8 protein-coding genes are annotated in these 15,510 nt (G+C 72.7%); 7 read left to right on the plus strand and 1 reads right to left on the minus strand.

Features of this window, described 5'->3' with window-relative positions; translation table 11 throughout:
- Positions 1 to 71: 71 nt before the first annotated feature.
- The 3 genes from ACL03H_RS21365 to mycP all read left to right on the plus strand — a co-directional run bounded on the left by ACL03H_RS21365 (position 72) and on the right by mycP (position 7,460).
- Positions 72 to 2,858 (plus strand): AAA family ATPase, encoded by a 2,787-nt coding sequence (locus tag ACL03H_RS21365; RefSeq protein ID WP_412813077.1) that lies wholly within the window; start codon positions 72 to 74, stop codon positions 2,856 to 2,858.
- A 295-nt stretch (positions 2,859 to 3,153) separates the two neighbouring features.
- Positions 3,154 to 6,192: a hypothetical protein gene (locus tag ACL03H_RS21370; RefSeq protein ID WP_412813078.1), complete on the plus strand. Its 3,039-nt coding sequence runs from the start codon at positions 3,154 to 3,156 to the stop codon at positions 6,190 to 6,192.
- Entirely contained in the window at positions 6,189 to 7,460 is a 1,272-nt protein-coding gene (mycP, locus tag ACL03H_RS21375; RefSeq protein ID WP_412813079.1) for a type VII secretion-associated serine protease mycosin, read from the plus strand. Before ACL03H_RS21370 ends, mycP begins: the two co-directional genes overlap by 4 nt.
- 203 nt (positions 7,461 to 7,663) lie before the next feature.
- Here the strand turns inward: mycP and eccCa are convergent, their stop codons facing one another.
- A complete protein-coding gene (gene eccCa, locus ACL03H_RS21380; protein ID WP_412813080.1) occupies positions 7,664 to 11,650 on the minus strand; it encodes a type VII secretion protein EccCa in 3,987 nt (1,328 codons plus the stop codon).
- A gap of 135 nt (positions 11,651 to 11,785) precedes the next feature.
- Between eccCa and eccD the strand changes: the two genes are divergently transcribed.
- From eccD to ACL03H_RS21400, 4 genes are all read left to right on the plus strand, one after another.
- Positions 11,786 to 13,195: a type VII secretion integral membrane protein EccD gene (gene eccD, locus ACL03H_RS21385; RefSeq protein ID WP_412813081.1), complete on the plus strand. Its 1,410-nt coding sequence runs from the start codon at positions 11,786 to 11,788 to the stop codon at positions 13,193 to 13,195.
- The gene (gene eccB, locus ACL03H_RS21390; RefSeq protein WP_412813082.1) at positions 13,195 to 14,622 is read left to right on the plus strand and encodes a type VII secretion protein EccB; all 1,428 of its coding nucleotides are present in this window, start codon (positions 13,195 to 13,197) and stop codon (positions 14,620 to 14,622) included. Before eccD ends, eccB begins: the two co-directional genes overlap by 1 nt.
- A 164-nt stretch (positions 14,623 to 14,786) precedes the next feature.
- A complete protein-coding gene (locus ACL03H_RS21395) occupies positions 14,787 to 15,110 on the plus strand; it encodes a hypothetical protein (protein WP_412813083.1) in 324 nt (107 codons plus the stop codon).
- A 50-nt stretch (positions 15,111 to 15,160) separates the two neighbouring features.
- Positions 15,161 to 15,463, plus strand: a complete 303-nt coding sequence (locus ACL03H_RS21400; protein WP_412813084.1) for a WXG100 family type VII secretion target — start codon at positions 15,161 to 15,163, stop codon at positions 15,461 to 15,463.
- The last annotated feature ends 47 nt before the right edge of the window (positions 15,464 to 15,510 follow it).

A 15,510-nucleotide genomic window follows, 5' to 3' on the forward strand; every position in this document is an offset into this window, starting at 1 on the left:
ATGGTTAATGTATAGCACACCGTTACTACGTGGCTCAGGCGCAGAGATCGAGCCGAGCGGAGGGAGTCACCGTGGCGGTTTACACCTCGGCCGGGTCGTCGTCGACCGGTGAGGCGGAAGCGGAGCTGTTGTTTCGCGAAGAACTGCTGGTCGAGACCACTGTGATCGGTGTTCAGGGGACGGCGCCGTTCACGCTCCTCGTCGGCGAATCCGGGGTGGGCAGCAGTTCCGTGCTGGCGGCGACGGGTCGACGGCTGGAAGCCGCGGGCTGCCGGGTGCTGCGGCTGACCGCGTCCAAGCAGGACCGGCGAACTCCTTACGGAGCGTTGTACCGCCTGCTCTCGGAGGTGGACCGCAGCGCGCCGCCGGATCAGGAGCGCGCCGCGCTGCTCGGTCTCGTGGCCAAGCTCAGCCGCGGCACCAGCCCGGAATCGCTGCGCGTGGCGGTCGAGCAGGTAGCGCTGTCCATCCGGAACGTGGTGCGGCACCTGCTGCCGGTCGCGGTGCTCGTGGACGAGGCGCAGTGGCTGGACCACGGCACGGCCTCGGTGCTGGAGCCGCTGGCCAGGAGGATCGCGGGAGCCCGGTTCGCGTTGGTGATGGCCGCGCGGGCCGATCCGATCGCGGGTGCGCTGGAGCCCGTGTGGAACCGGTTGTCCGCGCAAGGACTGCTGCGAACCCTGCCCATTCGCCCGTTCTCGAAAACGCAGAGCGAACAATTCATCGCGCAGGTCATCGGCGCGAAACCGAATGTTCACCTGATCGATGAGTTGCACGGCATCACTCGCGGAAGGCCGGCGATGCTGCTCGCCGCCATCGCCGCTTACCGGGAAGCGGGCGCGCTGGTCGTCGTCGACCACCACGCCTACCTGCTGCGCAAGCTCGGTTCGGAACTGCCGGTGGACGGCACCGAGCTGCTGGCGCCGGTGCGCGCGGCGGGGGAGGCGTCCTGGTCGGTGGCGAAGGCGATGAGCCTGCTCGCCCCGCTCGGACCCGGTGTCGTGGAGCTGATCTCCCCGGTCGTCGGCCGCACCGAGGACGAGGTGCGCGGCTCCCTCGCCGAGCTGGTGCAGCACCGCCTGCTGGCCGCCGACGAGACCGGCTGGCGCTTCCGCGTCCCGCTGATCGCGACCGCGTTGGAGCGCGCCCTCGGGCCGTACGAGCACCGCAAGTTCGCCGCCGCCGCCGTCACCGCGATCTGGGGCGGCACCGCCCACGTCGCGGACCCGACCTACCTGCCGGACCGGATGGCCGACGCGGGGGCCCTCGTGGACACGCGCCGCGCGGGCGAGGAGCTGATGGCGCACGCCGGGAGCAGGCTGATGGACCCGGACGTCGACGTCGCGCGCTGGTTGCGGGCCGTCGCGGAGCGCGTCGACGACCCGGTGCTGCGGACCGAGGCGCTGCGCAGGCACGTCCTGGCCTGCCTGGTGCGCAACGACCTGCCGGAGGTGCGCCGCAGCTCGGAGCTGCTCGTCCGCCACCACGCCGACGAGCTGTCCCCGCAGATCCTGCCGGGCACGGTGCTGGCCTACCTGATGGTGCTGGCCGCCACCGGCGATCGCGCCGAGCTCCGCCGCATCGCCCAGGGCGAGCAGCCCGTCCCCGGCGGTCCCGCGCAACGGATCGTGGCGCAGGCTTACGCGACCGGGTGGCTGGGGAACTGGCTGTCCGGGCGACGGCTGCTCGACGAGCGCACCGCCGAGCTCGCCGCGGCCGAGCCGGTGCTGGTCCAGCAGGCCGACATCTACCGGTCCGGTGCGGCCGTGATGCGGGGCGAGACCGCCGAGCTGCACCGCTTCGGCGCGGCGCTCGCCGAGGTCCCGCCCGAACCGGAAGCCCGGACGCAGTGGGTCGAAGCGGTCCAGCACCAGGTGAACCTCCTGCTGGCGCTCGGCGAGGTGCGCGCGGCGCGGCAGGTGCTGCGGCGCACCGGGATCCCGGAGGACCGGCTCCCGCTGACCGACCGGTTCCTGCTGCACCACGCCCGAGGCGAGTGGCGCGGCGCGATGGACATCGCGCGCCGCTGCATGTCCTCACCGGTGCACGCGGTGCGGCCGTTCGGCTGGGCCACCATGCACGTGCACGCCGCCCAGGTGCAGATCGACTCCGGGATGCTCAGCCGGGCCCGGAAGCTCATCGAGATCGGCAAGGACGGGCCGTTCGGCTACCTCTTCCAGTTCACCGAGGCGCTGGTGCGCCACGCGCTCGGCGAGCTCCGCGCGGCGCACGAGCACCTGCGGGCCGCGATGCACGCCGCCGACGCCGCCGAGCTCGCCTTCGGCATCGAGGTGGTGCTCGCCGAGCTCGCGCACCGGGCGCACGTCTCCGGCGGCACCGCCGAGGCGGCGACCGTGCTCAACCGGCTCGAAAGGGTCGCCGGGCGGCTCGGCACCGGCCGCGCCGAGCTGGCGCTGCTGCTGACCCGCGCGCGGCTGGACTCCGACGAGTCCGCCGCCCGCGCCGCGGTCGCGCTGTGCCGGGAGCGCGGCGAGCCCTACGAGATGGCGGTGACCCTGGGCAAGCTCGCCAGCCGCGGCTACCGGCCGTCCGAGCTGCTGCCGGAGGCGTACAAGCTCGCGGGCGAGCTGGACGCGCTGCTGCTGCGCGCCCGGTTGCGGCACGTGATGCGGCAGAACGGGGTGCCGGTGCCGGACCGCAGCGCGACGACCTCCGAGAACGAGCGCCTGCTGGCGGTGCTCGTCGCCGAGGGCCTCACCAACCGCCAGCTGGCGACGGTGTTCGCGACCACGGAGAAGAGCGTGGAGGGCAGGCTGACCCGGATGTTCGCGCGGATCGGCTACCGCTCCCGGGTGGAGCTGGCCGCCGCGATGCTCACCGGTGAGTTCGGTGGCTGAGCCACCGGTCGTGCCCGTTTCGGTCCGATCCGGTCCGCCGCCGCGGGCCGATCTGTCCGGTTCCGGGTCGCGCGGCGGTGTCCGGGCCGTTCCGGGCTCCGCGTCAAGACCCGCCTCATCAGCGAAAACGCATGGATGAGCGCGGCTTCCCGCAGGGTGGGAAAGCAGGTGAGGGAATCCCCCGAGAACCCACACCTCCGGATCCCCCTGACAGGCTGGACCAGTGGTCCCCGCGATACTCGATCGCTGAGGTGTCGCATCGAGTCGCGTACCGATGTGCTCGACGGGAGTGGAGATGCAGCAAGGTTCGGCTAGTCGTTCGCTCGGCTCGCTGGTCGCCGAATGGTGCGGGGCGCACGTCCTCGTCCGCTGCGAGGGTGAGGACCCCGCTGAGCGCGCTTTCCTGGCGCACCTGCCGTCCGCGGCGAACGAGCTGTTCCTGTCCGCGTCTCGCGGCGCGTGCGCCGACCCCGAGCTGCTGATGGCCCTTCCCGGCCTGCTGCGCCCGCTGCTGCGGGCTACCGCTGCCGCGCCGCACGCGCTGTGGCTCGGTGTCAGCGGACTCGCCGGGCGCGGGGAGGAGCTCACCTCGCTCGCGGTCGAGATGGAGCTCGACGTGGTCGCCCCGGACGGCGCCGTCTCGGGCGAGTCCGGCACCAGCGTGCACGCGGGCCGCGTCAGCGGCGGCACCGGCTGGTACCTGTTCCGCCCCGGCAGCAGGCCGTGGCTGTTCAGCACCCGCTACCCGATCCCCGCCTGGGAGCGCTGGGTCCCGATCCAGCCCGTCGCGAACCAGCAGCTGCTGGTCGACCCGGTTCCGGCCGGGTTGCTGGTGCGCGATCCGCGCAGCTCCTGGGCCGAGGTGCGGCGGGCCGCCGCGCGGGTCCCGGTGAGCGGCAAGGTGCCCAAGGTCCTGCTCGCGGGCGCTCCGCTGCCGGCACCGGACGAGGTCGCGAAGCTCCTGCAGGCGCTGCCGGAGTTCGTCCGCGCCTCGGTCGTCCTGATCCCGGTCGCCGCCGCGGCCGCGAAGCACGAGTGGCTGGTGGAGCTGTCCACCCGGCTGGGCAGGCCGGTGGTGTTCAGCACCGGCGCGGAGTTCACCGACGGACCGCGCCGCCAGCCGGTCGCCGCCGTGCTGGACGCGAGCGGGAACGAGGTGCGGCGCCCGTTCGCCAGCGCGCTGCGTCAACCGAGCAACGGCGGCGAGCAGCAGGTGGTGGGCATCGCCGAACCCCCGCCCGGTTGGCAGCGGTGCGGTCAGCGCACCTACCGGCCGGAGCAGGGCCCGAAGGTCTTCGCCGAGGTCGTCCCGTCCGGGCTCGCGCTGCGCGACGAGCAGGGCGCGCCGACGGTGGTCTCGCTGGCCGCCGCCGGTGCCTTCGACCCGGCGGGCTGGTCGCTGCACCTGGTCCCGTCCGGCGGGAAGCTCTCGGGCGCGGTGCTGGCCGGGGTGGCCGACCTGCTGGGCGGGATCGACGACAACCGCCTCCGCACGGCGGCGATCCGGGTGTGGGGCCCGCTGGATCGGGGCCCGGCCGACGACCTGCACGCGCTCGCCGAGGCCGTCGGGGTCCCGGTCAGCGTCAACGGCAGGCCCCCCGAGGGGCAGCCGGTGGCCCCGGCCCGGGAGCGGCCCGCCGCTCCCGCCGCCCTCGAACCGCTCGCCGCCCCGGTTCCGCCCGCCGCCCCGATTCCCCCCGTCTGGGTCCCGCCCGTCGGGGTGCCGCCGGTGGCCGGTGCCGAGCCCGCGGCGACCGGGACCGCACCCGCTGGATCGGAAGCTCCTTCGCCGGAACCCGCCGCCGCGCAGGCTCCCGCCGAGCAGCCTCCCGCACAGCAGCTGCCCGCCGAGCAGCCTCCCGTCGAGCAGCCCGCCGACGCGGCTCTCCCCGAGCGGCCCGCCGAGGAGGCTCCCGCCGAGCAGGCCGAGCGGCCCGCCGAGGACGTCGCTCCTGAGGACCCAGCGGACTGGGCCCGGCCCGCCACGCCCATCGCCGCGCCGATCGCGACCGTCTCCGCCGCTCCGGTGCCCACCATGTCGGGGATGCCGCAGCGATCCACGTTCGACGAGCCGGTGCTCGACGTGCCGCGCGCCGAGCCCGCCCCGGCCGGGCCCCCGCCCGCTCCCGTCGACCCCCCGAGCGCACCCGCCGATCCCGCGGCCGCCGACGACCCCGCGGCCCCGGCGTCGCCGGACGCCCCAGTCCCGCCCGCACCAGCCGAAGCCGACCAGCGCCCGGACGTGCAGGCCGGGCCCGCGCCCGAACCGCCCGCGCCGTCCGAGGTGGACGCCGAGCCGCCGGCCGTCGAGGACGGCCCCGACCAGCCGCGACCGGATCCCGAGCCGGTCGACGAGCCCGAGGTCGCCGAGCCCGAGGACGCCGAGGAGACCGACGCCGAGGATCCGGAGGAGGCGCCCGGGCCGAAGCCCGACATCCCCGCCTCGGCCCGGCTGTCGGCGCGCGATCTGCGCGACCGGCCCAGCACCGGCGGCGAGCAGACCCGGTTCACCACGGCCGCCGGACCGTCCTTCTCGGACGCGCTGGCGACGGTGAACGCGGCGATGGCCTCCTGGCCCGCGCTGCGCCAGGACGACTCGGTCGGCGCGAAGGCCGACTTCGTCGCGGTGTGCCTGTACCTTGGCCGCGGCGAGGGCGGCGCCGAGGTGGTCAACGAGGCCATCCGCGGCGGCGTGCAACCGGAGCTGGACGGGCACCTGCCGTGCCTGGTCTCCGGCATCCGGCGGCTGCCCACGCACCGGCGGCCGGTGCTGCGCCAGGGCGTGCTCAAGGACTCCGCCGAGGAGACCTCCACCCCGGGAACCCTGTTCGTGGAGCCCGGTTTCCTCAGCGCAAGCATGAACCTCGACGTGACGGTGCCCGGTGCGCTCGTGGACGTGCTGATCTGGCCGCACCGGGCCCGCCGCACCTCCGAGCTCGCGCTGAACCGGCCGATGGACGAGGTCGTGTTCCTTGCGGGGACGCGGTTCAAGACCCTCGCGGTCCGCGACCTCAACGAGCAGGAGGACGAGGACGAGGAGCGCGACGAGGACGCCGTGGCGCCGCCGAAGATGGCGGTGCTGTTCCGCGAGCTCGCCCCCGACGAGCGGGCCACCAGCACCGAGCTCGACGACCGCGACCTCGCGGCGCTGAGCAAGCTCGACCGCGCGCTGGCCCGCCGCCAGCGCGGCACGCTGCGAGTGCTGGAGGACGCCGACGCGATGACCCGGCTGACCAGCTCGATGGTCGAGACCGACCTGGCGACCGCCGGTGCCCCGCAGGAGGAGCGCCGCGACTCGCTGATCACGACTGGAGGACAGGTGGGGCACCCGTGAGGCTGAGATCGGCCGCGGCCCTGCTGCTGGCCGCCGGGATCACCGCCGGAACGGCGGCGCCCGCCGGGGCGCAGCCCTCGGTCCCGTCCATGCCCTCCGGCGAGCAGCCGTGCATCCAGGCGCCGAGCGCCCTCTACCCGGAGGAGCCCTGGGCGCAGCAGATCCTCGCGCCGGACCAGGTCTGGGACCTCACGCGCGGTGCCGGGGTCACGGTCGCGGTGGTGGACACCGGCGTGGACGCGAAGGCGCCGCAGCTGGCGGCACCGGGCGCGGTGCTTCCCGGGCAGAGCGTGATCGAGGGCGAGGGCGGCACCGCCGACGACGACTGCTTCGGGCACGGCACGTTCGTCGCGGGCATCATCGCGGCCGATCCGGTGCAGGGCACCGGGTTCGCCGGGGTCGCGCCGGACGCCACGATCCTGCCGGTGCGGGTCGCCACCGGGCTGGAGGAGGAGACCGGCGGCACCTTCTCCCCGGACGCGCTCGCGCTCGGCATCCGGCGATCGGTGGACCTCGGGGCCGACGTGATCAACGTGTCGGCCAGCACGAACTTCCCGAACCCCCAGCTCGAATCGGCCGTGCGCTACGCGGCGGAGCGGGACGTCGTGGTGGTGGCCTCGGCGGCGAACGGGGCCCAGGAGGGCGACCCCGTCACCTACCCGGCCTCCTACCCCGGGGTGATCGCGGTCGGTGCGGTCGACGTCGCCGGGGCGCACGCGAACTTCTCGCAGACCGGCGAGTTCCTGTCCGTGGTGGCGCCCGGCGTGGACGTGATCAGCATCGGACCGAACGGGCCGGGCCACTGGGAGGGCAGCGGCACCAGCTACGCGGCGCCCTTCGTGGCCGGGACCGCCGCGCTGATCCGCTCCTACCACCCGCACCTCACCGCGCCGCAGATCAAGCAGCGGCTGGAGATCACCGCCAGCCACCCGCCCACCCAGCTGCCGGATCCGGCGCTGGGCTGGGGAACGGTGAACGTGACGGCGGCGGTGGCCTCGGTGGTCAACGGCGAGGGCGGCACCGGGTCGATCGTGGTTCCGCCGGGCCCGGCGCCCGGCTACCGCGAGCCGCCGGACGAGATCGGCCCGATGCTGGCCGTGCTGTTCACGATCATGGCGGTGGTCGGGGTGGCCCTGGCGGTGCTCACCGTGCGGCTGTCCACCTCGGGCCACCGGCGCGGCTGGCAGGCCGCCCGCACCATGCGGGTGGTCACCAGGGAGAAGCCCGCCGAGGCCGAGCCCGAACCGGAACCGGCCGAAGCGAAGTAGCTCCCGGCCGCCACGACCGGACCGACGGCCCGTTCACCCGCGGAACCGGGTGGGCGGGCCGTTCGCCCGAGCGCGCCCGGCGCGGATCCCCCGCGCTCTCGTCGGACCGCGTGCCTCTCCGCGCGGCGGTGCGGGAGGAGACGCCGCACGACATCGCCCTCCCCGCCTGAGCGGGGAGGGCGATGTCGTGGGGGAATCGCGGGTCAGTCGGGGGACTTCTCGGCGGTGCCGGGGACCAGCGGCGTCTGGACCAGGCGCACCGTCCGGCGGCGGTTGACGTACTGGGCCCGGCCCGGAGGCAGCGTCCGCGGCTTGAGGTTGCCGAGGAAGCGCTCGTCCTTGGGACAGGACAGCAGCATCGCCGGGGTGCCCAGCTCCCACATCCGCCGGATCACCTGGTTGCTCATCGAACGGCTCCCGCCCGAGGTGCTCCGCGCGATGATCAGGTGCACGCCCACGTCCGCGCCGTGCGGAACCAGCGAGTTGAGCGGTTGCAGGATGCCCGCGCCCATGCCGCCCTCGGCGAGCTCGAAGTCGTCGATGATGATGAACAACCGCCCGCCCTTCCACCAGTCGCGCTTCGGCAGCCTGCTCGGCGGGATCTCCGGACCGGGGATCCGCTTCTCCAGGCCGCGCGCCGCGCTCGCGATGGAGTTGCCCAGGGCGTCGGCCCCGACGGCGTACTCGATCTGGTGCTCGGCCGGGATGGAGTCGTGCAGCTCGCGGCGGAAGTCGCCGAACATGACCCGGGCCTCGCCCGGGCCGTAGGTGGCCGCGATCGAGCGGGCGATGTGGCGCAGGATGCTGGTCTTGCCCGACTCCGCGTCCCCGTAGATGAGCAGGTGCGGGGTGGTGTCGAAGTCGTACCACTGCACGTTGAGCCCGGTGTCCTCGATGCCCAGCGGCATCCGCAGCTCCCGGCCCGGCCCGGTGCGGTTCGGCGCCGGGAGCTCCTCCGGGGCGAGCGAGACCGGCAGCATCCGCACCCGGGGCGCGGTCGGCGCCTCCGGCAGGGCCAGCGCCTCGGACAGGTCGGTGGTGGCGTCGGCGACGTCGTCGGTGCTCGGATCGCCGTCGATGCGGGGCAGCGCCGCCAGGAAGTGCAACCGGTCGGTGGTGATGCCGCGCCCGGGGATGTTCGGCACGGTCGCCGCGAGCCTGCTGTTGACCTCGGAGTCCACCGGGTCGCCGAGCCGCAGCTCGAACCGGGTGCCCAGCACGTCGCGCAGCCACGGCCGCATCTCCGCCCACCGGTTCGTGGCGATGAGCATGTGGATGCCGAAGCTGAGCCCGCGCGCCGCGAGCTCGGTGAACCGGTCCTCCAGCTCCTCGAAGTCCTGCCGGATGGTGTACCAGCCGTCCACGACGAGGAACACGTCGCCGTACGGGTCGAGGTCGGCGAACCGGCCCGCGCGGCGCGCCTTGCGGTAGGTGGCCATCGAGTCGATGTTGTGCTCGGCGAACAGCGTTTCCCGCTTGGCCAGCAGGTTCGTGACCTCCAGGACGGTGCGGGTGACGCGGTCCTTGTCCAGGCGGCTGGCGAGGCTGCCGACGTGCGGCATCTTGCCCAGCGAGGCCAGGGTGCCGCCGAAGTCGAGGCAGTAGAACTGCACCTCGGCCGCGCTGTGGGTCAGCGCCAGGGCGCTGATCATGGTGCGGAGCATGGTGCTCTTGCCGGTCTGCGGGCCGCCCACGACGGCCGCGTTGCCCCGGCTGCCCCCGAGGTCGGCGGTGAGCAGTTCGCGACGCTGCTGGGCGGGCAGGTCGATGAGGCCGACCGGCACGTGCAGGTTCGCGGTCTGCAGGTCGCCCACCGGACGCGGCCCGAGCACCGGGTGGTCCACCAGCGGCGGCAGCAGCTGGTCCAGGGTGGGGGACTTCTTCAGCGGCGGCAGCCAGACCTGGTGCGCGCGCGGCCCGAGGTCGCGGAGCCGTTCGATGAGCACGTCGAGCACGGTCTGCGAGGTCTCGTCGGCGTCCGGTTCCGGTTCGGGTTCCGGTTCGGGCAGCTTCGCGGGCTCGATGTAGTCGGTGCCGAAGGCCACCACCTGCTGCTCGGCCTCGGCCCGGGTGCTGCGCTGGCGCTTCACCCGGTACGTCCCGGAGACGAAGGCGCCCTTGAACCGGGTGAGCGTGGTGGTGTCGGGGCGCAGGTAGCCGTTGCCGGGACCGCTGGGCAGCTCGTAGGCGTCGGGGACGCCGAGGATGCTGCGGGACTCCATGGCGGAGAACGTGCGCAGACCGATCTTGTACGACAGGTGCGTCTCGATCTTGTGGATGCGGCCCTCGTCGAGCCGCTGCGAGGCGAGCAGCAGGTGCACGCCGAGGCTCCGGCCGAGCCGGCCGATCATCGCGAAGACGTCGACGAACTCGGGCTTGCTGGAGAGCATCTCGCTGAACTCGTCGACGACGATGAACAGCGCGGGCATCGGCTCCAGCTGCACGCCCTGCTGGCGGGCGGCCTCGTAGTCGCGCCGGGAGGCGTAGTTGCCCGCGGCGCGCAGGTGCTCCTGGCGCCGGTTCATCTCACCGGTCAGCGCGTCCTGCATCCGGTCGACGAGTTCGAGCTCGTCGGCGAGGTTGGTGATGACCGCGGAGGTGTGCGGGAGCTGGTCGAAGCCGAGGAACGCCGCACCGCCCTTGAAGTCGACGAGCACGAAGTTGAGCTCTTCGGAGGTGTGCGTGGTGGCGAGCGCGGCGACCAGGGTTCGCAGCAGCTCGCTCTTGCCGGAGCCGGTGGCGCCGATGCACAGGCCGTGCGGCCCGGAGCCGTCCTCGGCGGACTCCTTGATGTCCAGCTCCAGGGGGCTCCCGTTGGCCGCGATGCCGATCGGCACCCGCAGCCGGCGCTTCGCGGTCATCCGCTCGCGCCGGTACTTGGTGGGGGAGAAGGTCCGGACGTCGCCGAGGCCGAGCAGCCCCGCGAGCTCGTAGTCACCGGCCAGCGGCTCGTCGGTCTCCGTCGTCGCCTCACCGACCCGGTAGCGGGCCAGGGTCCGGGCGAGCGCGGAGACGCCGATCGTGCTCAGCACGTCGGGGCGGCACAGCGGGCTGCCCGCCGGCTTGCCGAGCCGGTCGAAGGAGACGGTGCTGACCTGCTCGGACTCCACCTCCAGGAACAGCGCGTCCGCCTTCGCCTGCCAGGGCAGCGATTCGCCGACGTCGAGCACCACCGCGTTGCGGTAGCCCTCGTCCCCGACGCGGTGGTCCTGCGGCAGCTGCACGCCGTCGAGCACGATCACCACGAGCGGTTCGTTCGGCGTCACCGGGGTGTCGGGCTCGAAGCGGGGCCGGGAGGTGAAGTCCCCGCCGCCGAGCAGGTCCTCGACCTCGGTCATGGTCTCGCCGACCAGGCGGCGCGAGCCCGCGGCGTCGCGGCCGTCGCCCTGGTTGTGCGGCAGCCACTTCAGCCAGTCCCAGTGGTCGCGCTGCTGCTCCCCGGCGCACAGCGCGACGCGCACCTCGCCGGGGGCGTGCGCGGTGACCAGCTGGGCGAGCATCGCGCGGGTCAGCCCGCGCACGGTCTCGGCGTCACCGCGGAACCTAATCTGGCTGAACCCGCGCAGGTACACGGCGATCGGCGCGTTGGACAGCGTCGTGTAGGCGCGCAGGAACCGGCGCAGCGCGTGCGCGGACAGCGGTTCCAGGTCTTCGATCGGCTTGCTGTCCGGCGGGACCAGCTTGGTGGCGGAGCGCTGCTTGCCGAGACCGATCCGCACCTCGCCGAAGTCGTCGTGCGCGGGCCGCCGCTCCCAGAGCCGGTAGCCCAGCGCCAGCGACCACAGCGAGCGCGGGTCCGGGTGGATCCAGCGCGCGGCCTTCTGCTGACCGGTCAGCGCCTTGCGCACCTGGCGGCGCAGCTGCCCGAGGTAGCGGATGTAGTCGCGGCGGAACCCGTGCAGCTTCTGCTTGTGGTTGACCGAGTTCCGCAGCAGCTGCACCAGGATCATGCCGATGGCGGAGCACATCATGATCCCGCCACCGATGTAGGACAGCACCCCCGACCCCGGGCGCACGAACATCATGACCATGGCCAGCGAGCCGAGCCCCATGGGGGCGTACATCATGACGGAGCTGATCCCGCCACCTGTGTTCTCCGGAACCGCGGGCGGCTCCTGGATCTCGATGTCCTCGCTCGGTGAGGTCGGTTTCGGTCGGCGAGAACGCCGAGCGAACAGCACCGTGCTCACGTGCTCTCCCTTGGTGAGTGGAATCCCCTGGATGTCCGCCGGGACGGACTGATCAGTAACGTCTGCGATGGCACGCGCTACGTTGCTGACCGGGTCGCGGTCTCTCAACCTGGCAGGAAAGGACCCCGGGCACCCATGGCGATTTCGGAAGAGCAGGTCCAGCATCGCACAACAGAGTCTGGGAGGCTACGGTTCGTCCTCGGCAAGAAGTCGACGGACGTCGCGCTGCCCGCTGAGGTTCCGCTGGCGGACCTGCTGCCCGCCGTCCTGCCTCAGTTCGGCGCCGAATGGGTCGAACAGGGCGCGGACCACGAGGGTTGGGTCGCCCAGCGCGTCGGCGAGGCGCCGCTGGACGAGGACCGGACGATCGCCGAACTAGGTCTCCTCGACGGCGAGACCATCTACCTCCGCCCCCGGGCGGACCAGCTCGAACCCATCGACTACGACGACCTCGTCGACGGCGTCGGCGAGCAGGTGCAGAATCACGCGGGCCGCTGGCGTCCCACCCGGACCCGCTGGTTGCTGCGGGTGCTGGGCCTGGCGACGCTGCTGCTGGGCTTCCCGCTGCTGCTGGCCGCGGGCGAGGTGGCCGCGGAGGCCGCGATCGCGGGCGGCATGACCGCGCTGCTGCTGGCCGCGGCGACGCTGGTCTCGCGCGGCGCGGCGAACCCCGTGCTGGCCACGGTGATCGCGGGCGTGGCGGTCTGCTACGCGGCGCTGAGCGGCGTGCTGCTGCTGCTCGCGCTGGACCCGGTGGCCACGCTGCCGATGATGGCCAGCTGCGCCGCGGCCGGTGCGCTGATCGCGCTGGTCGTCGGGCTGCTCGGCGTCGCCGATTCGGCGCTGCTGTTCACCACCGCCATCAGCTTCATCGTGCTGGTGGGGATCCCGGCGCTGATCGCGTCGGTGAGCCCCGCCTCCGCGCAGCAGGCCGCCTCGATCGGCCTGGTGCTGACGGTGATCCTGAGCGTCTTCATCCCCTCGTTGTCGTTCCGGCTCTCCGGCCTCACGCTGCCGCTGCTGCCGACCACGCCCTCCGAGCTGACCGAGGAGATCGAGCCGGTCCCGCAGCAGATCGTCGTCGAGCGCGGCGCCGTCACCGTGGGGTACTCGCGGGCGCTGCACCTCGGCGTCGGCGCGGCGCTGACCGCGGTGATGCTGGGTGCGCTGCTCGGCGAGGCCGACGTGTGGACCGTGGTGTTCGGCGCGGTGGTCTCGCTGCTGCTGTTCCTGCGCTCCCGGCACCCGGACGGCGCGGTGCAGCGCTGGTCGATCGTGGTCCCGGCGGCGACGGGCTTCGCCACCTGCGCGCTGCTCGTGGTGACCTGGACCGGGCCGCTCACCGCGATCCTGGCCACCTGGCTGCCCTCGCTGGCGGTGGGCGGACTGCTGCTGGTGTTCTCCGAGTACCTGCCGGGTCGCAGGCTGCGGCCCTACTGGGGTCGCGCGGTGGACATCTTCGAGTCGTTGACGGCGGTCGCGGTGCTGCCCCTGCTGCTCCAGCTCCTGCACGTGTACGCGACGATGCGAGGGCTGGCCGGCTGATGCAGTCACGCAAGGATCAGGTCCAGGCCTACTTCTTCGTCGTCGGCCGGCTGGTCGCGGCGGTCACCCACGGACGTCCGGACGCGCTGGAATCGCCGAACCGCCGGGTGAAGAACGGCACCATGTTCGGCTTCCTGGTCGCGGTGCTGCTCATGGCGGTCTTCGGGATCCTGGGCCTGTTCCTGCCCGGGGGGAACACCTCCTGGAAGCAGGCCGGTTCCATCGTGATGGACAAGGAGACCGGCGCCCAGTTCGTCTACCTGGACGGACAGCTGCACCCGGCGCTGAACTACTCCTCGGCGAAGCTGGCCTCCGGGAACACCGGCGGCAAGGTCGTGAGCATCTCGCGGGAGTCCATGGAGGGCACGCCCGTCGGCCAGCCGATCGGCATCCCCAACGCGCCCGACTCCATCCCCACGGCGGAGACGTTGAGCATCACGCCGTGGACGGTGTGCGCGCAGCCGCTGCCGCCGAACCAGATGGTCGGCGAGCCCACGATCACGCTGATGGTGGGGGCCCAGGACGGCACCGCGACCACGCACGGGCAGGGACTGCTGGTGCGCACCCCGGACGACGCGCTGCAGCTGATCTGGGAGGGCAAGCGGTACCGGGTGACCAGCCCGGCGGTGGTGGACGCCCTCGGCTACGGGGACACCACGCCGCTGGAGGTCCCCGCGTCCTGGCTGAACCCGATCCCGGCGGGACGCGACCTCGCGGTCCAGGACACCCCGGGGGCGGGGCAGCCCGGCCCGGCGATCGACGGCAGGCCCAGCCGGGTCGGCCAGGTCTACGAGGTGCGCAACCCGGCGATCGACTCCAGCCAGTTCTACCTGGTGCGGCAGGACGGCGTGACCCCGCTGAACCGGATGAGCGCCGCGCTGCTGTTCGCGGCGCCGTCCACCCGGGACGCCTACCCGGGGATGCAGGTCGCGCCGATCCCGGCGGGACCGTCCGCGATCGCCGGCGTGCCGGCTTCGCGGGGAGCCGACCTGGTCTCCGGGTTCCCCGGGGTGGTTCCGGAAACGGTGATCCCGCCCGCGGACTCGCAGCCGTGCGTGCGCTACGCGTCCTCGGCGGCCGGGAACATGAAGGTGACCCTGGAGCTGCAGCCGACCGCGCGGGTCAAGGCGGGCTCGGTCGCGACCGCGCAGCACATCGCGGGCACCGTGGCCGACAACGTCGTGCTGCCGCCCGGTGGCGGGGTGCTGGCGCGCGACCTGCCCGCGCCGGGCGCGGCGCCGGGCACCGCCTTCCTGATCACCGACGTGGGGACGAAGTTCCCGCTGGCGGACGCGAAGGTGCTCGAAACGCTGGGTTATTCGGAGCAGTCGGTGATGCAGGTCCCCACGGACCTGCTCGCCCTGCTGCCCACCGGACCCGTGCTGAGCATCGGCGGAGCCACGCAGGTGCAGTCCCCGACCTCTTGATCTTGGTGTTTGATGAGGGGAGTCCCTAGCCTGATGCGGTCAAGACCACTTTCAGGGCTGAACCCCCCGCTCGACACCTAGGTTGGTTTTCGGGATAGACCCGATATCCACAGAGCACGAGAACTGCGGCGGGCCGCCGCGGCGATTGCCAAACGGAGGCATAAGTGGCTATTGACGGCGCTCTTTTTAGCGAAGAGGAAATCCAGCAGGTCGCCGGTCGGCACGACAGCGCCCGCGAAGAGATCGAGACGCAGCTGACCCAGCTCCGCAGCCAGCTCGACGACGTGGGCAACCGCAGCCCCAACGAGATGACCAAGATGCTGGTCAACCAGTACGAGCAGGACCTCACCCGTCTGAAGGACTCGGTGCTGGCCGACCTGCAGTCCATGTCGCAGGACATGCGGTCCACCGCTGGGCAGCAGACCCAGCAGGACCAGGACAACATCAAGCCCATCAGCAGCACGCCGATCGAGGACTTCATCGGCTGATCGAGCCGACCTCGTACCGGTTCCCTCTCTAGCTGTACCTAGGAGCAGACATGTCTCAGCCGAAGACTTATGACTACGGCGCCCTCGAAGAGGCCCAGGGCTTCCTGAAGAAGGCCCTCGAGTTCGTCAGCGAGCGCGCGGGCAACCTCATGCAGGACGCCACCAACCTGCAGGAGAAGGGTTGGCAGGGTGAGTCGGCCAACGGCTACAACGCCTCGGCGCAGCGCCTGCGCGGCCGGCTCGACGGGTTCTCCCAGTACATCGAGCAGCAGAAGATGAACGTGCAGCAGGGCACCACGAACATGCAGGAGACGGACCGCACCGGCGGCAAGCGCATGGGCGCGTACAGCTGACAGGTGCAGGGCGCCTCCGCGGTCGCCGGGCCGGTCGACGAGCATCG

The sequence above is a fragment of the Saccharopolyspora antibiotica genome, assembly GCF_047200635.1.
In the GTDB taxonomy this organism is placed as follows: Bacteria; Actinomycetota; Actinomycetes; order Mycobacteriales; family Pseudonocardiaceae; genus Saccharopolyspora_C.